General features: G+C 53.0%; 20 protein-coding genes. 15 read left to right on the top strand and 5 right to left on the bottom strand.

The annotated features are described in order from the left end of the window. The first annotated feature begins 279 nt into the window (after window positions 1–279). Window positions 280–1431, top strand: a complete 1152-nt coding sequence (locus JK216_RS10095; protein ID WP_212708163.1) for an ABC transporter substrate-binding protein — start codon at window positions 280–282, stop codon at window positions 1429–1431. Between the two features lie 164 nt (window positions 1432–1595). On the opposite strand, the gene JK216_RS10090 is transcribed toward JK216_RS10095, so the two are convergent. From JK216_RS10090 to JK216_RS10075, 4 genes are all read right to left on the bottom strand, one after another. After that, window positions 1596–2924 (bottom strand): MFS transporter, encoded by a 1329-nt coding sequence (locus JK216_RS10090; protein WP_212710495.1) that lies wholly within the window; start codon window positions 2922–2924, stop codon window positions 1596–1598. 320 nt (window positions 2925–3244) lie between these two features. After that, window positions 3245–4180, bottom strand: coding sequence for a biotin-dependent carboxyltransferase family protein (locus JK216_RS10085; RefSeq protein WP_212711603.1), 936 nt, complete (start codon window positions 4178–4180; stop codon window positions 3245–3247). Then, window positions 4170–4898, bottom strand: coding sequence for a 5-oxoprolinase subunit PxpB (gene pxpB, locus JK216_RS10080; protein WP_212711604.1), 729 nt, complete (start codon window positions 4896–4898; stop codon window positions 4170–4172). The genes JK216_RS10085 and pxpB overlap by 11 nt, the downstream gene beginning before the upstream one ends. 60 nt (window positions 4899–4958) lie before the next feature. Further along, window positions 4959–5384 (bottom strand): VOC family protein, encoded by a 426-nt coding sequence (locus JK216_RS10075; RefSeq protein WP_212710497.1) that lies wholly within the window; start codon window positions 5382–5384, stop codon window positions 4959–4961. 124 nt (window positions 5385–5508) lie between these two features. On the opposite strand from JK216_RS10075, the gene JK216_RS10070 reads away from it, so the two are divergent. From JK216_RS10070 to JK216_RS10050, 5 genes are all read left to right on the top strand, one after another. Next, window positions 5509–6411, top strand: a complete 903-nt coding sequence (locus tag JK216_RS10070; RefSeq protein ID WP_212708158.1) for a LysR family transcriptional regulator — start codon at window positions 5509–5511, stop codon at window positions 6409–6411. A 540-nt stretch (window positions 6412–6951) separates the two neighbouring features. Continuing rightward, window positions 6952–7635, top strand: coding sequence for a nucleoside recognition domain-containing protein (locus tag JK216_RS10065; RefSeq protein ID WP_212710513.1), 684 nt, complete (start codon window positions 6952–6954; stop codon window positions 7633–7635). Further along, entirely contained in the window at window positions 7628–8095 is a 468-nt protein-coding gene (locus tag JK216_RS10060; protein WP_212709687.1) for a YjiG family protein, read from the top strand. Before JK216_RS10065 ends, JK216_RS10060 begins: the two co-directional genes overlap by 8 nt. A 68-nt stretch (window positions 8096–8163) precedes the next feature. Next, a complete protein-coding gene (locus JK216_RS10055; protein ID WP_212711605.1) occupies window positions 8164–9270 on the top strand; it encodes a M20 peptidase aminoacylase family protein in 1107 nt (368 codons plus the stop codon). A 181-nt stretch (window positions 9271–9451) separates the two neighbouring features. Further along, entirely contained in the window at window positions 9452–10816 is a 1365-nt protein-coding gene (locus JK216_RS10050; protein WP_212710499.1) for a glycosyl hydrolase family 28 protein, read from the top strand. 72 nt (window positions 10817–10888) lie between these two features. On the opposite strand, the gene JK216_RS17140 is transcribed toward JK216_RS10050, so the two are convergent. After that, window positions 10889–11020, bottom strand: coding sequence for a hypothetical protein (locus JK216_RS17140; protein ID WP_283092852.1), 132 nt, complete (start codon window positions 11018–11020; stop codon window positions 10889–10891). 191 nt (window positions 11021–11211) lie between these two features. Between JK216_RS17140 and JK216_RS10045 the strand changes: the two genes are divergently transcribed. The 9 genes from JK216_RS10045 to JK216_RS10005 all read left to right on the top strand — a co-directional run bounded on the left by JK216_RS10045 (window position 11212) and on the right by JK216_RS10005 (window position 23546). Then, the gene (locus JK216_RS10045) at window positions 11212–11823 is read left to right on the top strand and encodes a methylthioribulose 1-phosphate dehydratase (protein ID WP_212709684.1); all 612 of its coding nucleotides are present in this window, start codon (window positions 11212–11214) and stop codon (window positions 11821–11823) included. A gap of 52 nt (window positions 11824–11875) precedes the next feature. Then, on the top strand, window positions 11876–14191 hold the full coding sequence (locus JK216_RS10040) for a molybdopterin guanine dinucleotide-containing S/N-oxide reductase (protein ID WP_212709683.1): 2316 nt from the start codon (window positions 11876–11878) through the stop codon (window positions 14189–14191). A 383-nt stretch (window positions 14192–14574) separates the two neighbouring features. Further along, window positions 14575–15921, top strand: coding sequence for a histidine-histamine antiporter (gene hdcC, locus JK216_RS10035; RefSeq protein ID WP_212708701.1), 1347 nt, complete (start codon window positions 14575–14577; stop codon window positions 15919–15921). 36 nt (window positions 15922–15957) lie between these two features. Then, on the top strand, window positions 15958–17094 hold the full coding sequence (locus JK216_RS10030) for a histidine decarboxylase (RefSeq protein ID WP_212708700.1): 1137 nt from the start codon (window positions 15958–15960) through the stop codon (window positions 17092–17094). A gap of 167 nt (window positions 17095–17261) precedes the next feature. After that, the gene (locus JK216_RS10025; protein WP_249213093.1) at window positions 17262–18632 is read left to right on the top strand and encodes an amino acid permease; all 1371 of its coding nucleotides are present in this window, start codon (window positions 17262–17264) and stop codon (window positions 18630–18632) included. Beyond that, complete coding sequence (gene hisS, locus JK216_RS10020) at window positions 18629–19927, top strand: histidine--tRNA ligase (protein WP_212708699.1); 1299 nt, start codon at window positions 18629–18631, stop codon at window positions 19925–19927. Before JK216_RS10025 ends, hisS begins: the two co-directional genes overlap by 4 nt. Before the next feature lie 66 nt (window positions 19928–19993). After that, entirely contained in the window at window positions 19994–21835 is a 1842-nt protein-coding gene (locus tag JK216_RS10015; RefSeq protein ID WP_212711606.1) for an ATP phosphoribosyltransferase regulatory subunit, read from the top strand. A 94-nt stretch (window positions 21836–21929) separates the two neighbouring features. After that, a complete protein-coding gene (locus JK216_RS10010) occupies window positions 21930–22718 on the top strand; it encodes a TIM barrel protein (protein ID WP_212708697.1) in 789 nt (262 codons plus the stop codon). Between the two features lie 48 nt (window positions 22719–22766). Next, the gene (locus JK216_RS10005; RefSeq protein WP_249213094.1) at window positions 22767–23546 is read left to right on the top strand and encodes an N-formylglutamate amidohydrolase; all 780 of its coding nucleotides are present in this window, start codon (window positions 22767–22769) and stop codon (window positions 23544–23546) included. The last annotated feature ends 429 nt before the right edge of the window (window positions 23547–23975 follow it).

The raw sequence follows: 23975 nt of genomic DNA, 5'->3' as shown, positions 1-23975 counted from the left end.
TCCGAATGATACCCTGAAAACAAGCGAATTCAACGCTAAACAATTTACACAACGTAAACATTGATGAGATAAGTCTGCCCGCCGCGTCCCCCTTCTCTGTCGCGGATTGTCAGATGCTCTGACCATCACAGTCACGCCCGGTAACAGTTTTACTCTATAACTGCTGCGCTTTAAGGTTAATAGTAATTATGATATCAATTCGTATTCATATTCAGGTCCGGTAGTGATGCCCCGCGCAACCCACCGGTTATTGGTCATAAAATACTCAGGAATCCCCCGATGAAGTACGCGAAGCAACGTTTTCAGGGTTTATCCCGTTATGCACGTCATTGCCTGGCTGCCGCTTTATGCTTATCTCCGCTGGCAGCCCTGGCGACGGATTATCCTCTGACTGTCAAAGATATGGATAACCGGACGGTGGTGATTAACCATGAACCCGAACGCATTATTCTGCAGGACGGCCGCGATATTATGGCGCTGGCACTGCTGGACCGCGATAATCCGTTTGCCCGGGTGGTGACCTGGAACAACCTGATCAAAAAGCAGGACAGTCAGGAATGGGCAGTGCTGAGTAAGACCTGGCCGGACGCTGCCAGAATTCCTGATATGGGATTATCAGATCAGGGGAATGTGAACCCGGAAACTGTCCTTTCCACCCACCCCGATCTGCTGGTCGCTCAGTTACGGGCGAAACCGGCGCTGGAGCAAACCGGCGTTCTGAAACGTTTCCGCGAATTACATATTCCGGTGATATTCCTCGACTATGAACTGCACCCGATGCAGGACACGGTGCCAAGTATCACACTGCTGGGGAAAGTACTGAACAAAGAGCAGAATGCTAAAGCATACACTGACTTCTATACCCGCCGGCTGGATCAGATTAACCAGGTCGTCAGCAAACAACAGAAAAAGCCATCGGTATTTATTGAGCCGATTGCCGGTAACTCTGATAACTGCTGCTTTACCCATGGTAAGGCTGGCTGGGGTGAGCTGGTGGCTGCAGCCGGCGGAATTAATATCGGTTCAGAATTACTGACCGGCGCTTCCGGATTTATCAACCCGGAACAGATTATCACCATGCGCCCGGACTGGTATCTGATGACCGGTTCCAGGCGGGGTGCACCGGGTAATCCGGTATTGCCGTTTGGCTACAACACCAGTGTACCGGCCATTCAAGCCAGTTTTGATGCCCTGTTGCATCGTACTGCCGTCGCCAATATTCCGGCAGTCAGCGAAGGCCACGTCGGCGGTATTTATCACCATTTTTATAATCACCCGTGGAATATTATCGGTGTCGAAACCCTCGCCCACTGGTTCTATCCGCAGCAATTTGCCAGCCTGAACCCGACCGCAGATTATCACTATATTGCGACGCATTTTACTAAACTGCCCGATGACCCGGTGAATCTGAGCTACCGTCCGGAGAAATAAACCGTGACAGGGAAGTCTGCTGACTTCCCTGCTACACTCTGGCCGGGCCTGAGGGACACTGCAAAAGACGGCGTTTTACAGGATAAGTACGGCCGGAGGTGTAACGTGGCGGTGACCCGTCACCGGCCGCCGCTGGTTTACGGCGATATTGCCAGATGCGGGGATCATTTCGGCAGTTCCTGCCGGTGAGTATCACGCATCCGTAACAGCACCCACAGGCCGGGTAACGCCGCACAGGCCATAACAATCCCCGGCATATATAGCCAGCCGGTTTTTTCGATTAACGCAGTCACCAGATAAGGGGTAAGACCGCCGCCAAGAATGGCACCCAGGTTAATACTCAGCGCCATACCACTGTAGCGCACCGCCGTCGGGAACTGTTCAGCATAGGTCGGATACCCGACCGACTGCACAATCGGCATCGGCAGGCTGGCGATAAACATCGCCACACAGGCCAGCCAGTAATTATGGTGATCCATCAGTGACATCATCGGCAGCACCAGCACCACATAGCCGATAAATCCGGTTTTCAGCACTTTGCTGCGCCCCAGTTTGTCCGACAACCCGCCCCAGAATGGCATCATCGCCGCCATTGCCAGGCTGATCACGGCCATCATCCAGAAGACCTGCTGTTTGTTATAGCCAAGCCAGGTGGTCAGATAAATATTCATAAAGACAACACCTATCCAGTAACCGGCATTCTGACCGAATGTCAGCACAATCACCCGCAGCAATGCTGAACGGTGTTCGCGGAGCATGGTGAAAAACGGGACAGGTATCGGCTTTTTACCCCGACTGAACGCTTTAAATGCCGGTGTTTCTTCCACCTGGTGGCGCATCACTGCCGACAGGATCACCAGCGGAATAGTCAGCAGAAAAGGGATCCGCCAGCCCCAGCGATGTAACTGCCCGGCGTCGACAAACTGCAGCATACAACCACAGATAAAAGCTGCCAGTGCGCCCCCGAGAGCCACCCCGACCGGGGTAAAAGCACCGTAAAATCCGCGTTTACCGGTGGGCGCTGACTCAGCGACAAAGGCTGCGGCACCGACAATCTCAGCCCCGGCGAAGAAGCCCTGGGCCAGGCGTAATATAACCAGTAGCACCGGTGCCAGAATTCCGGCACTGGCCGCATCCGGCAGCAAACCGATGGCAGCGGTCGATCCCCCCATGCCAAGAACCGTCAGTAATAATATTTTCCTGCGTCCCAGTTTATCGCCTATCCGGCCAAGCAGAATCCCCCCCAGTGGCCGGATAAGAAAAGCACTACCAAAAACGGCCAGTACTGATAATAATGCAGCCGCAGGACTGGCCCCCGGAAAAAATAACGGTCCGATTACTGATGCCATAAAACCATAAATACCAAATTCGTAATATTCAATCGCGGTACCGGTCATTGCAGCCACCGCGGCTCGCCGGGCTAACAAATGACGATCCTGATTATTCTGGCGTACTGACGCCAGCGTAAATTCCGGTTCAGTTTCATAGGACATGGTGGTGTTGCCTCACAGGTGAATGTATTAACAGGCCTGCCGAATACAGCGGCATTCTTTTTTATAGTGAGCAGGTAACAAGCAACTCCGGGACCAGTTCTGCCATTGATAGAAATTATTCGTCAGTCATCCGCCCGTATAAAAATAAATACAGAGTCAGACCGGTGAATAATATTTATTCTCAATGACAGAGCGAAAAAGAGTGATTCAGCGACGGGGTAAAAATAAAAGACGCGGCAGTAAACCGCAGGGAGAAATTAATCGCCCGGATGTTTTCACCAAAATGATCCGGGCTCACTCAGCTGGTGCAATGGTTATTTTCAGCCGCAGGGAATTTTTTCCAGCCACTGCTGACGCTGATAAGCCAGTTGCTGTGCCGTATGCAGAGAAATCTGCCGGAAGCAAAACTGGGCGCCGGGCAATGCCTGTGCTAAGTAAGGCAGATCCATCGTCGCAATATGCGCAATCTTCGGATATCCGCCGGTGGTCTGACTATCGGCCAGCAGAATAATCGGCAACCCGTCGGCAGGTAACTGTACCGTACCGCGGCTGACGGCTTCGGAGTAAATATCCGCCGGCTGGCTCAGGGTCAGCGCTTCCCCCTGTAAACGATAGCCCATCCGGTCAGAATACGGGCTGACCGTAAATACGCTATCGGTGAAACGCTGTTTTGCTTCCCCGGTTAACCGATCCCAGTGTTTCCCCGGGATAAAGCGCAGGACCTGTAATGGCTGAGGAAAAATATCCGGCAGACCAAAAGGGGCCAGTGACCGGCTGATATTATGTAACGGCCAGCGGAACGCCAGCCGATCACCTTTTTTCAGGTAACGTCCGCCATAACCACCAAAGGCACTACCGGAACAGGTACTCTGACTGTCCATAATTTCCGGCGCGGCGAAGCCGCCTTTTATCGCCAGATAACAACGGGCACCCCGCCGGCGGGCACCAAAACTCAGTACCGCACCGGCAGGAACCGTTAAGGGGCGCAACATTTCCACCGGTTCACCGTCCAGCATAGGTGACAGATCAGCGCCGGTCAGGACAATCACCGCCCGACGTAAAAAATGCAGTCTGGCACCCTGTAACGTCATTTCCAGAGTCGCAGGATCATCACTGTTCCCCGCCAGCCGGTTCGCCAGCTGGTGAGAAAAAAGATCCATCGCTCCGGAGATCGGTACACCGAAATGCTGCCAGCCATACCGGCCACTGTCATGCAATGCCGTCGCCAGGCCAGGGTGTAAAATTTCAATCGCCACGCTGAGACTCCTGTTGCAGTTTCGTAAACTGTTGACGGCTGATAGCAGAAAAACGCACTCTGTCACCCGCCTGTAACAGGCAGGGCTCCGGACGATGGGTGCTGAACATGGACAGGGGCGTACGGCCAATCAGATTCCAGCCGCCGGGACTCTGTTGCGGATAAATAACACTTTGCCGGTTAGCGATGCCAATCGCCCCCTGCGGCACACTCAGGCGCGGAGCAGATTTACGCGGCATAGCAAAACAGGGATCGAGGAGCCCCAGGTAAGGATGGCCCGGTAAGAATCCCAGCATCATCACATCGACAGTAACCGCCTGATGGCGCGCGATCACCTGCTGAGGCGTTAACCGGCAGTGTTCGGCGATCTCCTGTAAATCAGGTGCAAACTCAGGGTGATAACAGACAGGGATCACGACTTCACGGGGATGATGCTGGCTGGCTGGCTGCCAGCTGTTCAGTAAGTTTTCCAGCCGGTTATACATCTGGCTGTACGGAGAAAGCTGGCTATCCAGCGACCATAACACCCCCGGCTGGTAGTAGATCCCGAGGGTTGTTACCCCAGGTACAATATCAATGACCCCGGTCAGTGACTGAGACGTTAACCAGTCGGCCAGCTGGCTGGTCAGCCGCCAGGGGGCGTCCGCTACATCCAGGGTAACGATCAGGCAGTCTTCTCCTGACGGGTCACAGCGCCAGCGCAGCGCAGAATACGACATATAAACTCCACAAAAATACCGGGGACCGCGCCCCGGCAGGCACCCACTGACCGGTGATTATTATTTGGCAAACAGCCGGGACATATCTTTAAATGCTTTGAATTCCAGGGCATTACCACAAGGATCCAGCAGGAACATGGTCGCCTGCTCACCCACCTGGCCTTTAAAACGGACATAAGGTTCAATCACAAATTGGGTGTTGAAATCACGCAGCCGTGCCGCCAGACTTTCCCATTCCTCCCAGCTCAGGACAATCCCGAAATGTGGTACCGGGACATCATGGCCATCGACCGGATTGGTATGGGCTGATTGCTGTGTCGCTGTCCGCGGATGTTCATGGATCACCAGCTGATGACCATAAAAATCGAAATCAACCCACTGCTCACTGGAACGGCCTTCAGCCAGACCAAAAATCTCGCCATAAAAACGACGGGCGGCAGGTAAATCATAAACCGGAATTGCCAGGTGAAACGGACTTAATGCCATAACGATACTCTCCGACTGCTCTGTTTTTCTGAGGGTGAGATTGCATTCTTATTGATATATTTTTTGATGAAAAGCGAATATTATGCGTTTCAATCAACAATAATTTTAATGAGTGGCACCACTGATGTTAAGAGAACTCAAAACCTTTGTTGCCGTCACTCAGTACGGAACGTTCGCCGCCGCAGGACAGCGTATCGGCCTGACACAATCCGCGGTCAGCGCCCAGATGCGTATCCTGGAAAATGCACTCGGCATCCGTTTATTTGACCGCTCCGGGCGCAGTGTCATGCTGAGCGCCGCCGGTAACCGTGTACTGCCAATGGCAGAAGAAATACTCAGTATTTTTGCCCGCATGTCACAGCCGAATAACGTCAGTGAATACCGTGGAGTGGTGAAAATAGGGGCGATTTCGACCATCCAGTCCGGGTTATTGCCCGAAGTGCTGGTCGGTATTCAGCAACTGGCCCCGCACCTTGAAACCCGGCTGGTGCCCGGGGTCTCTTTTAATCTGTTATCAATGGTCGAAACCGGCGATGTCGACCTGGCGATTACCATCAAACCGTCCTTCAGTCTGGCCAAAGAATTATGGAGCGAGACGCTGTTACGTGAGCCTTATGTGTTAATCGTCCCGCAAGATGTCACCGGCGATGACGCCAGAGCCCTGCTGCGTGAGCAGCCATTTGTCCGTTACGACCGGACCTCATTCGGTGGCCGGCTGGTGAGTCAGTTTTTACGCGAACAGCGCATCGAACCACGGCAAATCCTCGAACTTGACGAAATAGAAGCCATTGTCCGGATGGTCGAAAACCGGCTCGGGATTGCACTGGTGCCTCTTTCCGGCCAGTGGCTGAAGCGACACGCAAAAGTACGGGTGATCCCGTTACAGGCAGCCACCTTTTACCGTGAACTGATTATTGTCATGCGACACGCTAACCGGCGTTCCTCACTGCATATGATGCTGACACGCTGTCTGTCAGAGGGTGCACGGGCACTGGAATCCGACCACCAGGCCCCGTCACCGGACTGACCGCACGGCTTTTATCCGTGAGCGGCGTAGGTGCCGCTTCAGATACCATGATACGGAATTTGCTGACCCGCGGCTCATCCCGGCCGCACGACAGATTCCCCCCCAATCGCCGTGCCATCTCAATAATTTATCGGTTTTTCATAAAACAACGGTCCGGCAGTCACGCCTGACTAAAAGTAATGCTATAACTCATAAAATACTGTTTCTGTTTTTATAAACCTTTCCGGTAATTTAATGAAATAACCGGCATCACTAATCCGAAATAATCTTATCTATTGCACCAAAATAGCACCAGCGCACCAATACAGTGCCGGTTATTTACCGGATATAGAATAAAAGAATATATTATCAGCTCCGCTCCGGGTGCAGTGTTATATCCCTGCAGATAACCCTCTGTGGATATTTTTCGGCCCCTGCGTTACCGGTAATTTTATTGCTGGCATAAAACCTGCTAATACTCCGGATTGCGGACAGGCAATACAGAGTATTTAGCTTCCGGCATCAGGGAATTTACTTAATTAAATAACAAAGAGAATAATGATGAACCACAACACTACTCCCCGGCAAAAGCCGGATAAAGATGACACAGCCCTGCGGGTAACCCCCGGCGCATGGATCGCACTGGCCGCTGTATTACTGGTATTTTCCGGACTGTTTTTTAATGTCAGAGGGATGGAATGGCTGGGCGCATTCGATTTTACCACCCTCGGCGGAGCCTTCGGTACCCTGAAAGCCGGTGGTTCAGGGACCTTTGTCGGCAGTGGCGGATTAGGTGCGAAAGCCGGTTTTCTGTTTGCCTTGTCGCTGGTGCCTACGGTAATGCTGGCACTTGGCTTACTTGAAATATTTACCTATTACGGCGCGATCCGTGCAGCCCATAAATTACTGACTCCATTACTAAAACCATTACTTGGCTTGCCCGGCTACACCGGGCTGGCACTGATCACAGATTTACAGAGTACCGATGCCGGAGCAGCATTAAGTAAAGAGCTGTATGACAGTCAAAAAATTACCCGTAAACACGTCGTGATCATGGGGGCCTGGCAGTATTCAGGGGCCGGTCTGATTAATAATTATTTCGCGATTGGTTCTGCACTGTTTGCCTCACTGACAACCCCGCTAATTGTTCCGTTATTACTGATGTTTGTACTGAAATTTGTCGGCGCAGGTCTGGTCAGAATGACGTTAAACACGGTCTGTAAAAAGGATTTTATCCATGAGTAATCCATTGTCTGCCCGTAGCAACCCGTTTGATATTTTTGTTATCGGGGCCCGTAAAGGCTTCAATATCGCCATCAACAATCTGATGCCAAATGTGGTGATGGCCTATGTTATTGCCGAAATGCTCAATCTGCTCGGGATTATGCAGTTTATCGGCCATCTTTTTGCGCCGGTAATGGGGGTTTTTGGTCTGCCCGGTGAAGCAGTGACCGTATTGCTTACCGCCTGGCTCTCTTCGTCAGCAGGTACCGGCGTCGCCGTCAGCCTGCTGACTAAAGGCACCTTAGATCCCGCACAGATCACCATACTGATCCCCGCCATTTTTCTGATGGGTTCCCAGTTACAATATATGGGCCGTCTGCTGGGGGTGGCGGACGTCCCGAAGAAATACTGGCCGTTACTGATGCTGGCCAGTGTTATCAACGCGGTGATCTCGATGCTGATTATGCGTTTTATTGCCTGAAACTATAACTACATCGTCCCGGCCGGCCTGAGTGCGCCGGCCTGACCGAAAAGATCAAGGAGTGAAATATGTCACGTACCTTACAGCACTTTAGTGTGCTGCATGAAATTCCGGAGCTGGGCTTCGAAGAATTTAAAACCTCCGCCTACATTGCGTCGGCCCTCGAAACCGCAGGATTTAACGTTACTCGTAACATTAACGGCACCACCGGTATTATCGCTGAACTGGACAGTGGCAACCCCGGGCCGGTATTAGCACTGCGGGCCGATATGGATGCCCTGGGGCATATTATTGACGGGCAGCACGTCGCTCGCCATACCTGCGGCCATGACGGTCACTCTTCAGTTGTGCTGACTGCCGCAGAAGAGATCCTGCGCGAAGGCCTGGTCAGAAAAGGTAAGCTGAGGATCCTGTTTCAGCCCGCCGAAGAACTCGGGACCGGGGCGATTGCGATGGTAGAAGGCGGTGCACTGGAGAATGTGGATATGCTGCTGGGTTTCCATCTGCGTCCGGTGGAAGAATGTCCGATGGGCCAGGCGGTTGCTGCCATGTACTATTCAGCTTCTGCGACCGTAGAAGCCGTATTTACCGGAAAAGCAGCCCATGCTGCGCGCCCGCATCTCGGGGTGAACGCCCTGGATGCAGCGGTACAGGCAGTGCAGGCAGTAAACAGTATTCATCTGTCACCGTCCCTGACCTTCAGTGCCAAAGCTACCCGTTTCCTGTGCGATGCGGGGGTCACAAACTCCATCCCTTCTGAGGCGCGGGTATGCTGGGATCTGCGTTCAGCAGAAAATGCACCGATGGACGAACTGAAACAAAAAGTCACCGCTGCGCTGCAAGGCAGTGCCGCCGCACTCGGGGCCAGTGTGGAGATCAGTATCCTGAAACAGATGCCGGCGGCTATTCTGGACGAAGATGCCACCGGAATTATCAGCCAGGCTATCTGCCAGCAACTGGGCGAAGCAGCTTTGCAGCCCGCCAGAACAACCCCCGGCAGCGAAGACTTCTTCCATTACCTTCGTCTCTGCCCGCAGGTCAAAGGTGGCTTCTGGGGACTGGGAGCTAATCTGACCCCCGGTCTGCACCATCCGGATATGCACTTTGACCACGATGCGCTGGCTATCGGCGTCCGAATTTTCAAATCCTGTGTACGTCAGGTACTGGGCGAGTAATGTTTTCGGCCTCTTGTGCGGAGGCCGGACTTCAGTATTCTGTCCCCCCGCCCCCGGCGGTCAATTGTGTCAGCCGGTAAACACTGTGCACATTCCGAAACGCTTATTTTCTGGCAGCCTGCCGCGCAGCGATAAATGATAGATCCTGATACTTTCCGGACCAATTTTTTCAGGAAAATCTATGTCATTGACCAAAATAAACCGCCGTTTGCTGGCACTGTCCGGCGTTATCAGTGTATCCGTACTGGCACCGCTGGGTTCCGCCAGCGCCGCTGTGGCCAGTCACCACTGTCTGTTTACCCCTTCTGCCGGGACAAACAGGGTTACCGTGCCCCTGCAACAGGCTATTGACCAGTGTCATCAGCAGGGAGGGGGTGTTGTCACCCTGCCTGCCGGTGAATGGATCAGCGGTCCGCTGATGCTGAAAAGCCACGTCACTTTACACCTTGCCGCCGGCAGTACCCTGAAATCTACCGGTGATCCTGCTGATTTCAGGCCCGCCTTTATCAGTCAGCCGCTACGGCCACAGGAAGCGCTGATTATTGCCAGCCATGTTACCGATGTCGGACTGACCGGCCCCGGGACTGTGGACGGCCAGGGACAGCATCACTGGTGGCCGGTTGCCACCGAGGCACGTAATCACCTGAAACAAGGGGACAGCCAGTGGTTTACCCGCCGCTGGCAAGGTGTCCCTGCTGCTAACGGTATGCCACGTCCGTGGCTGATTGAATTTGACCATGTACAGCACGGCACCATCAGTAAGCTGCAGGTGATCAATTCCCCGATGTGGAATGTAGTACTGCGTGACAGTCAGGATATTCAGGTCAGTCACAGCTCTGTGACCAACCCGCCAGACTCACCAAATACGGATGGGGTGGATATTGTGTCATCGCAGCATATCAGCCTGGATCACCTGAAATTGTCGACCGGTGATGATGATATTTCGATTAAATCCGGGCTGGCTTCTGCCGGTAATGCCCCGGCCAGCCGTGATATCACTATTGAAGATATTGATGTCCTGCGCGGCCACGGCGTATCCGTCGGCAGTGAAACCGCCAATGGTATTGGCCGTGTGACCCTGAAAGATATCCGGTTTAACGGTACCGAAAACGGGCTGCGGATTAAATCCGGCCGTGACCGTGGTGAAGGGATCGGTCCTTTTACTGCGGATAATATCCGCATGACCGGCGTCAGTGTTCCGCTGGTGATCACCGACAGCTACGGAGGAAACGGAGGATATTCAGCGAACAGTCTCGGCGTCCTTTCTCCTGCTGCCGTTGGCCGCTATACCCCGTTTATTCACGATGTCACCATTAATCATCTGACCGCCAGCGGTGCGAAAATGGCGGGTATTATCAGCGGTCTGCCAGAAGCGACGCTCAGGAATATCCGCTTACAGAATGTATGGATCTCCGCCGGCCATGGCCTGCAGAGCCGTTACGTGTCCGGCAGCCGCAATAACGTGCATATTACGACACCGCCTCACGGACTCCCATGGCAACAGGGACCGGAAAACCACTGGACCGGGCAGTTTACAGCAGGGTAAGTTATAGCACGGCGGCCGGATACATTGCCGGCCGTGATAAATCTGTTTTCCCTTACCCGCAGGTACTGATGATCAAATATTCAGACTGTCTTGTCGCGGACTATCCGTTCCGCGAACCGCCTCAGTCACGTTACTCTGCGGCAACGTACCGGTGAGCATCCGCTGGCCGATGGACTGACCGGCCAGTTCCGGAAAGGCAATCATGGAGCCGTCCGTATTCCGTCAGCGGAGTGACCCGCCAGCGCATATTCTCCGGGATTGCCCGTCACTGCCGCCCGGGCAGAGAATTATTGCTCCCCTGATGGCACAGTGATAACATCCTTACAGCCATTTAGACGGCTAAAACCGGAAGAATAATTCAGATAAACACAACATCAGGTATTAAAGGAATCCGTATGTGGCAACAACGACTGGCGGACTTAGTCACCGCCTGCCATTGGATCGGCAGTAAAGGCTGGGCACCTGCGACCGGCGGTAATATGTCAGTACGTCAGGACCCGCAATGGTGCTGGCTCAGTGAATCCGGCCGCGATAAAGGCTCGCTGACGACGGACGATTTTTTGCAGGTCGATATTGCAACCCTGCAGGCCCCTTCCGGGCGCATTCCCTCGGCCGAAACCGGTTTACATACCCTGGTATACCGCCTGTTTCCGGAGGCTAACGCGGTATTACATGTTCATACCCCGAATGCCACCGTACTGTCACGCCTCGAGACCGGCCCGCAGCTGAACCTGTCCGGTTACGAAATGCAGAAAAGCCTGAGCGGGCAGACCAGCCATCTGGACACGGTTCCGGTGGCCATTTTCGATAATGATCAGGATATTGCTGCCCTTGCGCAGCGTATTGAACACTGGTCAGAAACACACCCGCTCAGGTATGGTTTTCTGCTGCGCGGACATGGCCTGACCTGCTGGGGTAAAGATGTCAGCGAGGCCCGCCGCCATCTGGAAGGTCTGGAATTTTTGTTTGAATGTGAACTAAAACTGCGCAGCTTCGGTACTCAATAGCCCGTGCCAGCCCGCCAATACCTATCACCCAACACCAGACAGGCCGTTATTGATGCAAGCTGAAAATAAACTTACCTCCACACACTGGGGGACTTACCATGTCGACACCGCGGACGATAAAATTACCGCCATGACGCCGGTGGCATGGGATAAGAACCCGTCACCGATAGGCCAGTCAATGCCGGAGGCCGTCACCGGCAATACCCGTATCCGCCGTCCGGCGGTCCGCCTCGGCTACCTGCAGCACGGCCCTGATTCCCGTGAAGGCCGCGGTAAAGAACCGTTCGTTGAGGTCAGCTGGGAGAAGGCGCTGGATTTACTGGCTGGTGAACTGCACTCTGTTAAACAGCGTCACGGCAATCAGGCCATTTTTGGCGGCTCTTATGGCTGGGGCAGTGCCGGACGTTTTCACCACGTTCAGAGCCAGCTGCACCGTTTTCTCAAAGGTTTCGGCGGTTATACGGCCAGTACCAATACCTATAGCAGCGCTGCCGGGGAGCGTATTTTACCCCATATTATCGGTCCCCTGAGCCCGCTGCATAAGCAGCACACCCATTTTTCGGTACTGGCTGAGCATTGTGAGGTTTTCGTTGCCATCGGGGGCCTGCCGCTGAGGAATTCACAGGTCAATGTCGGCGGTGCTAGCGATCATATGCTGAAGTACTGGTTGGAAAAGATGCAGGCCCGCGGGGTGAAATTTATCAATGTCAGCCCGGTCAAAAACGATCTCAGCGCAGTCAGTAATGCACAGTGGCTGCCGGTCAAACCCGGCACAGATACTGCACTGCTACTGGCCTTATGTCAGACATTAATCAGTGAAGATCTGCATGACACGGCCTTTATTGCCAGTCATACGGTCGGCTTTGAACCCCTGCGTCAGTACCTGAACGGCGAGACCGATGGTGTGGAAAAAAATGCCGCCTGGGCAGCCCCCCTGACCGGGTTAAGTGCCCGGCAGATCACTGAACTGGCACGCACCATGGCTGCGCAGCGCACCATGGTCAATATCTCCTGGTCCCTTCAGCGCTCACGGCAGGGGGAACAGGCCTACTGGGCAACGGTTGCACTGACTGCCCTGCTCGGTCAGATCGGCACCCCGGGTGGCGGCCTCGCTTTCGGCTATGCCTGTACCAACCTGGCAGGGGCTGATCGGCGGTCGTTCTCCGGGCCACGCCTGCCCGCCGGTGAAAATAACGTTAAGAGTATTATTCCGGTCGCCAGGCTGTCAGATATGCTGCTAAATCCCGGCGGAGAGTATCAGTTCGATGGCCGGCAGTGCCGGTATGCCGACATTCGTTTAGTTTACTGGGCCGGGGGCAATGCATTTCATCACCACCAGGATCTGAACCGGCTGGCGGAGGCGTGGCGACGTCCGGAAACCGTGGTTGTCCACGAACAATACTGGACTGCGCAGGCCAAATTCTCGGATATTGTTCTACCTGCCACCACAGTACTGGAACGTAATGATATCGGCAGTGGCAGTCATGACGGGTTTATGGTGGCCATGCGCCAGCATATTGCGCCGTTTGCCGGGGCCCGCGATGATTACGCTATTTTTTCTGACCTGGCCGCACGGCTTGGTTTTGCAGATAAATTCACCGAAGGGCGTAATCCGGAACAGTGGCTGAAACATATTTATGATGAATCCAGACCGCGCGCGGAAAAAGACGGTATCGATCTGCCGCCGTTTGATGAGTTCTGGCAACAGGGCAAACTTGAATTTGACCGGCCGGTTACCCCGCAGGTATTTTTAGCGGATTTCCGTGCCGACCCGCAACAGTACCCGTTAAGTACCCCTTCCGGCAGGATCGAACTGTTCTCTGAAACCATTGCCGCATTTGGTTACAGCGAATGCCCGGGTTATCCGTACTGGGATCCCCGTGAATATGAATTTCAGCAACAACAGTCAGAACAGTGGCCGCTGCATATGCTCTCCAGCCAGCCAGCAACACGGCTGCACAGCCAGTATGATCATGGCAGTATCAGCCGCCGCACAAAAATCCACGGCCGCGAACCCTTGTGGATGCACCCTGACGATGCAGCAGCACGTGATATTACCGAAGGCAGTGTGGTGAAAGTGTTTAATCAGCGCGGAGCAATCCTCGCCGGAGCCCGCATCAGTGATCAGATCCGCCCCGGGGTGATCCAAATCGCTACCGGTGCCTGGTATGATCCGCAGGATCCCGCCACCCCGGGATCACTGGATAAACACGGTAACCCGAATGTGCTGACCGAGGACCGGGGCAGTTCACGTCTTGGCCAGGGCTGCAGCGCCCAGAGCTGTAAAGTAGAAATTGAACGCTGGCAGCAGCCTCTGCCGGAGATTACCGCTTTCTCTCCGCCGGAATTTGTCACCCTGAGTGAATAATTATCGCAGACCTCTCCGCTAACTCCCCGTCCCGCTAAACAGGGTCCGCTCCGGCGGACTCTTTTACTATCCTCATGAATACATATTCAGCCGGAAAACAGACTTTCCGCAGACATTTAATTCCTCAGATAAATAAATTAACTAAAATAAAGAAATAAGAAATAATAATAAGTACATATAAAAAATAAAACAGACACAAAAATAAACAGGGACAGAGTCAGTTTCCGATTTTTTCCCTCGTTACTCATCAGATAATGACCTTCTGCCAGTTTCTGTTTATCACAATATGATTTTTATCAAAAAATACCCTTATCCCCTGCCTAAAATAACCTGAAAAGTAACGGATACACGTAATTCCACTTTTAAATATAGGAAATATTATTATGGGGAAGGTAAGTAAAGGCTCCGCTCATAAAATGGGTGTTGTCGCTCTGACCTTAGTGACCGCATCAAATATGATGGGGTCCGGGGTATTTATGTTGCCCACCAATCTGGCAGGGGTCGGTTATATTTCTCTGTGGGGCTGGGCATTAACGATTATCGGGGTAATTGCCCTGGCACTGGTATTTGCCAAGACCAGTCTGCTGACTCCGCGGAATGGCGGTATCGTCGCCTATGCCAGTGATGCATTCGGCCCATTTATCGGCTTTCAGACCACCCTGTGCTACTGGATAAGTGCATGGGTCGGGAATGTCGCCTTACTGGTCGCCGGAGTAGGCTACCTGAGTTATTTTTTCCCGCAACTGCGGAACCCGGTCTATGGCTGTATTACCGCCATCGTTATCCTGTGGGCCTTTGTGGTTCTGGCAAGTTTCGGGGCCAGGGTCGCAGGCCGCGCCCAGTCATTCACCGCCAGCTGTATGCTGGTCGTGGTACTGGGGGTCGGTGTCGTCGGCTGGTTCTGGTTTGATCCACATATGTTCAGCCAGGTGTATAACGGCACCGGAAAAAGTGACAGTTCGGCGATTATTTCTGCCGCCTCGATTGCCTTATGGGGTTTTCTGGGAGTCGAGTCGGCGGTGGTGTCCAGCGGACAAGTCGATAATCCGGAAAAAACCGTGCCCAGGGCTACCGTCTACGGCCTGCTGATAGCTTCTGTATGTTATGTCGGTAGTTGCAGCGTGATTATGGGCCTGGTCCCCCATGAGGTCTTAATTAAGTCCGCCGCCCCGTTTGCTGATGCCGCACGTTATATGTTTGGCGATATGGCAGGGAATATCGCTTCTGCAATGAGCATTATTGCCTGCTTCGGCTCTATTTCAGGCTGGTTAATACTGCAGTCAGAAGGTCCGCGGGCCGGTGCACAGCAGGGACTGTTTCCGAAATTCTTCTCGGATACCAATAAACAGGATGTCCCGATGAAAAGCCTGATCTTTACCGGGGTGCTGATGAGTTTGGTCCTGATGCTGACGGCTTCACCTGATCTGGCCCGCCAGTTCCAGGTAGTGATCCTGATGGCGGTCTTTGCTTCATTACTGCCTTATATGTATGCACTGATTTCTCTGCCAATCATCATGATATCCAAAAAGATCAACCGCGGAAGAACCTTTATGTTCTACAGCGTACTGACACTGATTGGCATTATTTACAGTATTTTTGCCCTGCTGGGCGCCGGTACTGACTCAATGTTCTGGGGTGTGGTGATGATGATAATCACTATCCCGTTATATTCATTTGTCGCTGCCGGACGAAATAAACAAGGCCAGAAAATTCTTTATCTCGAAAAATAAACATACTTTCTATTTTTTCACCAGAGGAGTCCTATCATGACATTATCAATTACCGATCAAAATAAACTTGATGAGTTCTGGTCTTATTGTGTTAAGAATCAGTACTTCAATATTGGTTATCCGGAATCTGCTGATTTTGATTATACGATCCTGGAACGTTTTATGCGCTTTTCTATTAATAACTGCGGTGACTGGGCGGAATATTGTAACTATTTACTGAACTCCTTTTCTTTCGAAAAAGAGGTTATGGAATACTTTGCTCATCTGTTCCGGATTCCGTTTGAAGAAAGCTGGGGATATGTGACTAACGGCGGTACTGAGGGCAATATGTTTGGCTGTTATTTAGGGCGTGAGCTGTTCCCTGAAGGGACGCTCTATTATTCCAAAGATACCCATTATTCTGTGGCTAAAATTGTCAAACTGCTGAGGATTAAATCCTGCGTCGTCGAGTCTCAGGCGAATGGTGAAATAGACTATGATGATTTAATACACAAAATCAGCCGTGATAATGAGCGCCATCCGATTATTTTTGCCAATATCGGGACCACCGTGCGCGGTGCAATTGATGATATTGCACTGATACAACAGCGGGTCAAAGCGCTGGGGATCCCCCGTGACGAATATTACCTGCATGCAGATGCAGCCCTGAGCGGAATGATCCTGCCCTTTGTCAGTGATGCACAACCTTTCAGTTTTGCTGACGGCATCGATTCTATCGGGGTTTCCGGCCATAAAATGATCGGTTCCCCGATGCCCTGTGGGATTGTCGTCGCGAAAAAGAAAAATACCGACCGTATTTCCGTAGAAATTGACTATATTTCGGCCCACGATAAAACCATTACCGGCTCACGTAACGGACATACTCCGCTGATGATGTGGGAAGCTATCCGCAGCCATTCAGAAGCTGACTGGCAGCGCCGCATCGAACGCAGCCTGACACTGGCACAATATGCAGTGGATCGTTTTCAGCAGGCAGGTATTCCTGCGTGGCGTAACCGTAACTCGATCACGGTAGTGTTCCCCTGCCCGTCCGAAGCCGTCTGGCAGAAACATTGCCTGGCAACGTCCGGCGATATCGCCCATCTGATCACCACCGCACATCATCTGGACAGCAGTAAAATTGATGCCCTGATCGACGATGTTATCGCCGACTATGCCCATAAAGCGGCATAAAAAAGGACAGTGGTAATCACCACTGTCCTGTCCGATACGTCGCCGGTACTGACGCCAATCACGCCCGGCGGCGTATAACAGCTGGTGCAGAGTATCACGTGGCCCGCCCTGCTCTATACGGGTCAGATCAACTCTCCGGCAATATCTCTCTTTTACGGGGCAACATCATGATGACCTCCAGAGATAATACTGCCCCTAAAATGGGGCTGCTGACACTGACCATTATGACGGCCTCAAATATGATGGGCAGTGGTGTGTTTATGCTACCGGCAACCCTGGCCGGTATCGGATCCGTGTCAGTCTGGGGCTGGCTGCTGCTTTTTCCCGGCGTACTGGCTCTGGCCCTTATTTTTAATAAAATTAACGATCTCTGCCCGCAAAATGGCGGCATTATTGCCAATATCAGCCAGTACTTCGGCCCGTTTACCGGCTTGCAAATGACCCTGTTTTACTGGTTATCCACCTGGATAGGGAACTGCGCACTATTGCTGGCCAGTATCAGTTACCTCTCCGGACTGCTGCCGGGGCTGACGACCCCCGGCGGCGTGTTTACCGGCTGTATGGTTCTGCTCTGGCTGTCGGTAATTTTCGGGCTGTTTGGCGTACGCCAGGTCGGCAGAGCCCAGATTATCACCGGCGGTTGTATGCTGCTGGTGATCCTGTCAGTCAGTATCGCCGGCTGGCTGCACTTTAGTCCGCAGAACTACCTTGCCGCCGGTAATGTCAGTGGTAAGCCGATGCCACAGGCTATTTTTCATGCAGCCACCCTCTCTATGTGGGGTTTTCTGGGAATGGAATCAGCGTCAGTTTCGGCAGGCCAGGTACGTCACCCGCGCCGCACCATTCCCCTTGCGACCCTCGGCGGGATCAGCATAGCTCTGGTGTGCTATCTCTTTTCCACCAATGCCATTATGGGGCTGTTACCCCATAACCAGTTAGTGCTGTCCTCTTCGCCGTTTACTGATAGCGCACAGCTGCTGTGGGGACCGGCCGCGGCCCATATTATTGCGTTACTGGTGGTTATTGCCTGTATCGGTGCTATTCCGGGCTGGCAAATACTGCAAACAGAAGTCCCCAGAGCTGCCGCCGGAGCTGGATTGTTCCCGGCCGTTTTTGCTAAAACCAACCGCTATGGTGTGCCCTGGGTCGCACTGTTAGTCACCTCTCTGCTGATGTCCGGGGTGTTGCTGATGACATTATCGGCGAATCTGCAGGCACAGTTCCGCACCGTGATCGGCCTGGCGGTGTCAGCGTCACTGTTCCCGTATGCCTTCGCGGCACTCTCTTTGCCGGTGATGATGATGACATCAGGCTCTCCCTGCAGACAGCGATCAGCTTATTTGCTGCTGTCCCTGACAGCATTGCTGTTTATCAGCCTGGCAATTATTTCCGGTCAGTCTGACACGCTGGTATGCGGAATATTGATTCAGATGGCCACTCTGCCTCTTTACCTGCTTTACACTTCACGTCGGAAAAAACAGCCCCGGCACCTGTTTATGCCCGCCGGTCTTTTTCCTGATCACAAGGAACGCTTATGAATGATATAAAATCTGTTCGCGGCATGCGTGATGTTCTGCCGGATGAAACCCCTCAGTGGCAATGGCTGGAAGCCAGATTCCGCCAGATGGCCCACCGCTATGGCTACCAGGAAATGCGCCTGCCGTTACTGGAACCCGTATCCCTGTTTGAACGGGCGGTCGGCGTGTCCACGGATATTGTGTCGAAAGAGATGTATAACTTTCGCGACAAAAGCGGGGAAAATATTACCCTGCGGCCGGAAGGCACCAGTGGCTGTCTGCGGGCAGTGCTGGAAAATAATATGTGTTATCACAAAACCCAGCGCCTGTGGTATCAGGGCCCGATGTTCCGCTATGAACGCCCGCAAAAAGGCCGTCTGCGCCAGTTTACCCAGTTCGGGGCCGAAGCCTTCGGTATGCCGGGTGCCGATATTGATGCTGAACTGATTTTTATGGTCAGGGATCTGTTTACCGGTCTGGGTCTGGAAAATCATGTTCGTCTCGAAATAAATTCATTAGGTAACAGCAGCGAAAGACAACTCCATCGTCAGGCACTGGTTAACTGGTTCAGCCACCACCAGCAACTGCTGGATGAAGACAGTAAAATGCGTCTTGCCATCAATCCGCTGCGGATACTCGACAGTAAAAATCCCCGGTTGCAGACTCTCATTGAGCAGGCCCCGCGGCTTACGGATTTTCTGCAACAGGACTCACAGCAGCATTTCGCCACCCTGTGTGAATTACTGGATAAGGCAGAGATCGCTTACCGGATAAATCCGCGGCTGGTGCGCGGGCTGGACTATTATTCCCACACCGTCTTCGAATGGATCACCGATGATCTCGGGGCCCAGGGCACTGTGTGTGGAGGCGGACGCTACGACGGATTAGCCGAACTGTTCAGCGGGAAACCTCTGCCGTGCTGCGGTTTCGCTATCGGGATTGAACGGCTGTTGCTGCTACTGGCAGCCACCAACCGTACCGTCACAGATCACCGCCATGTTCCCGATATTGTCGTGACTTCTGAGTTATCCGATGGCGGTATCAGTGCATTATTACTGGCAGAACAGCTCAGACGCCGTTTCACGACCCTCAGGGTACTGACCGACAGCAGCGGGGCCCGGCTGAAACGCCAGCATCAGAATGCCCTGAACAGCCAGTGCCGGATAATAATTACGCTGAATCATGACGGACACATCCGGCTGTGGGACTTACAGAGTCAGCAGCAATCAGAGACGGATAATGCCGGGCTGATGACAATGATTGCCGCCCGCCAGCAGCACTGGCAAAAATCAACCCCCAATAGCGACAGACCTTAACCGGTCAGCTGCTGCCTGCCGTGGCCGCCAGCGATCACGGCAGGCTTTTTTCGTGGAAAGGATGTCATGCCAAGAAAGAATCGCCTGTTTATTCAGGGCCTTCCCCATTTGGTGCGCCTGCGGGGGCATAACTCACAGCCACTGTTTCTCGAACCGGCCGACTATCAGTACTGTCTGACCTGTCTCGATAAAGCGCTACAGGAATATGATGTTAACTTACATGGCTATTCTCTGAACGCCGATCAGGTATTGCTGCTGCTGAGTGCCGCTGACAAACAACAACTGGGACGCTTTATGCAACAACTGGGCCGCAGTTATGTGCCTTTTTATAATCACAAATATCAGCGACGTGGCGCACTGTGGGAAAGCCGTTATGACAGCTGTCCGCTGGAGAGCAGCAGCTATTTTCTGCTGGTGAAGAAATATATCGAACAGCCGCGGCTGGCCGCTCCCTGTCGTAGTCTGGCTGAGGACCCGCCGCAGAGGATTATCCCGCACAACGAATACCTGAATCTGGGGCCTGACGCAGAGCAACGCCGCCGCCATTACCTGCTGTTTTGTGAAACCCCGGACAGTCCGGCAATCGTGCAGAATATTCGCTATGCGCTGGAGCAGAATTGCCTGCTGGCTACTGCCGGTTACAGCCGGCCTTTGGAGCACACCCTGCAGCGTCGTTTACGTCCCCGTCAGTCAGGCAGACCCAGAAAACGTTTTACCAATCCGGTGGTGATGTGGAGCAGGCTGGAAAACCAGGTGAAGACACTGCTTGAACGCTACTGCTATCAGGAAATTCGTCTGTCATTGCTGGAACAGGGCACTTCAGTTCCTTTTTCCCTGCAGCATAATGACTGTCCGGTGACTCACCGCAGCCGGTTACACCGTGATGGTACTGACAGCTGTCTGCAACTGGTATCACGCCACCGGCAGCTTCAGCATGCCAGCAGACTCTGGTATCTGGGGGCGGCCTTCCGCCACGGTGAGGAACAGCCACATACCCTGCGCCAGTATCACCAGTTGGGTGTCGAAGCTTTCGGTTACCAGGGGATCACTATGGTGCTCGAACAGCTACAGCTGCAACAGACACTGTTCAGGAGCTTAGGGCTGGATAACCACACAGAGCTGCGGATAAATACCCCGGGCACCGGCAGCGAATTCAGTGATTACTGCGCCAGGCTCCGCCAGTGGTATCAGCCGTTACGCTATTTACTGACCCCACAGCAACAACGCTGGTCAGAAGAAAACCCGATACGTTTACTGCAAAACCACGATAACGATCCACTGCTGAGTCGTCTTAATCAGCAGGCACCCTGCGCCAGCGGATTTATTTCTGAACATAGCCGCCAGCAATTCAGGCAGCTGTGCCAGGCATTGCAGCAGCTGGGAATTCCGTATCTCCATGACCACGGGCTGTTCTCAGCCAACCATTACAATACACTGGTCTTTGAATGGCACAGTAACCTCGCAGAGGAACATTCGTTACTCAGCCGGGGCGGTTGCTACGACGAAAATGCAAGCCGGATCACCGGTCACCCGCTTGCGGCCTGCGGCTTTACACTGATGTTCGATAATCTGATGCAGTTGCTGGCCGGGTTACAGGGATACGATATGCTGAGTCCGCAGGCGGATGTAGTGATCCTCGCTGCACAGGCACAGACCCGCGGCCCGGCGCTGATCCTTGGCCGTACACTGCGCCAGCATTTTCCACAGCTGAGTATTATTAATGACTGCTCCCCTTTCCGTTTGCCGGTCTGCCGTAAAAATGCGTTACGCCAGGGCGCACAGGTCATTTTACAGGCAGAAGATGATGACAGCCTGGTGACGGTTTTTACCCGCGAATCTGTTCACGGACAGCGTCTGCCGGTGACAGAGGTTATCGCGCAGTTAAGCCGGTTAATATTATCCTCCTGACCTTCACAGGGCTGGCATAAATTTTCTTCCGGCGGCACACTGATAAAAACTCAATAACATCACCGCCATCCGGCCATCAGACAAGGAACGGGTTATGCAGGCAGCGCTGCGTTTTTGTGCCAATCTGAAGTGGTTATTTACTGAACTTCCCTTCGGACAGCGTTTTGCCGCCGCCGCACAGGCCGGGTTCACGGCCGTCGAATATGCTGCTCCCTATGATTTCCCGGCCGCCGATCAGCGCCGCTGGCTGAGCCAGCAGGGTTTGCAACTGCAACTGATCAATACTCCGGTCGGCCCGGCAGGCAGTTTGTCTTCGGCCGGGCAGGCCTGCCATCCACAGCGCACCAACGCTTTTCGCCGCGACATTATCCGGGCAATCAACTATGCCAGTGCTTTATCCTGCCCGATGATCCACGTTCAGGCCGGAGTGTTACCGGCCGGGGTGACGCATCAGCAGGCTTTCGATACCCTGTGTGAAAATTTACAGATGGCAGCGGGGCTGGCCGCCAGCCATGATATTACCCTGCTGCTGGAAGCGATTAATCACTATGATATTCCAGCCTATTTTTTACAGACCCAGGCCGAAAGCCTGGCGGTCATTCAGCAGGTAAATACCGGAAACCTGCGGCTGTTATTTGATATCTATCACTGCCAGCGCACAGAAGGTGATGTCAGCGGGCGGCTGGCAGAGTTCTGGCCGTGGATCCGTCATATTCAGGTGGCTGACACACCATTACGCGGTGAACCGGGCAGCGGAGATATCGACTGGCCGGCGCTATTTTCACAATTACGTTCACTGAATTACCACGGCCGGATTGGCTGTGAATACCGGCCATCTGCCGGTACTATCGCTGGACTGGGCTGGATCAACAGTTATCGCTGAGACCTGCACAGTCACCATCACCCCACAGGCTTATAAAGGAGCATGACCTTGTCTGAACCCCTGCTTTACGCAGATGAACCTGCTGCGTTTACCGTCAGTAATCCCGACGGAAAATCCCCTTTTTTGATTTTGTGCGACCATGCAGGAAAAAGGATCCCACGGCGACTGGGTGATCTGGGGTTAACCGACGCAGATATCAGTCGTCATATTGGCTGGGATATTGGTGCGCTGGCAGTATCGCAGTTGCTCAGTCAATCACTGGATGCAACCCTGGTATCCCAGACCTATTCACGACTGGTGATTGACTGCAATCGTACCCCTGGCATGGAAAGCTCCATCCCGCAACTGTCGGAAGACACGGTAATCCCCGGCAATCAGGGGATCTCCCCTCAACAGAAAGAGTCCCGCCGCCGGGAGATCTTCACCCCCTACCACGATCAGATCCGCCAGATCCTTGAACAGCGCCGGTTGCGCGGGCAGATGACCTGTATTCTGGCAATGCACAGTTTTACTCCGGTTTATCTTGGTGTCCCCCGCCCCTGGCATATTGGTGTGCTCTATAACCGCCTGAAAGCGTATCCGCACGCATTACTGGCGCAGTTAGCAGCCAGAGATCAGTGGGTCGTCGGTGATAATCAGCCCTATGCCGTGTCCGATGCCACTGACTATGCACTGCCACAGCATGCAGAAAAAAATGCACTGCCTGCGGTCGAAATTGAGTTACGTCAGGATTTGATTGCCGACAGCGCCGGACAAGCCCGCTGGGCACAGGATTTGGACAGCCTGTTTCGTGATGCCTGGAAACACTACCAGCAAAAAACATTATAATTATTTATGTTTATACGCAGCACCTCCTGATTCCTCTGCAGGCCGGCAACGACTATCCGGCCTGTGGAATAAGCGCCCCGGCAGGACAAAACAAACAGATTTACCCCGCTACCGGCACAGAATCCGGTAATATAACAGCATATTCTTCAGGATATTTCCCCTGCTATCTCAATGGCATTTCTATAGTTATATCATCCTTTTATTTTATGTAATTCGGAATATATAACTGTTATATAGACTTAATGTCGCTATTTCCCCCTGAAACTTGAAACTGATCACAGTTTTATACTAAGGTAGCTATATATCAATTTGTATTGATAATATTTGGCCTTATTCTTCTGGCTTCTTATAGCTTTCTTTCCCCCTTCTGTATTTTCTGTTCTGTTTATGGCAACGAAAGCTATAAGGCGCTCTCATTGATTATGTTAT

The organism is Tatumella sp. JGM94 (assembly GCF_018257595.1).
In the GTDB taxonomy this organism is placed as follows: domain Bacteria; phylum Pseudomonadota; class Gammaproteobacteria; order Enterobacterales; family Enterobacteriaceae; genus Tatumella; species Tatumella punctata.
This window is presented reverse-complemented; position numbering and strand designations above follow the sequence as displayed.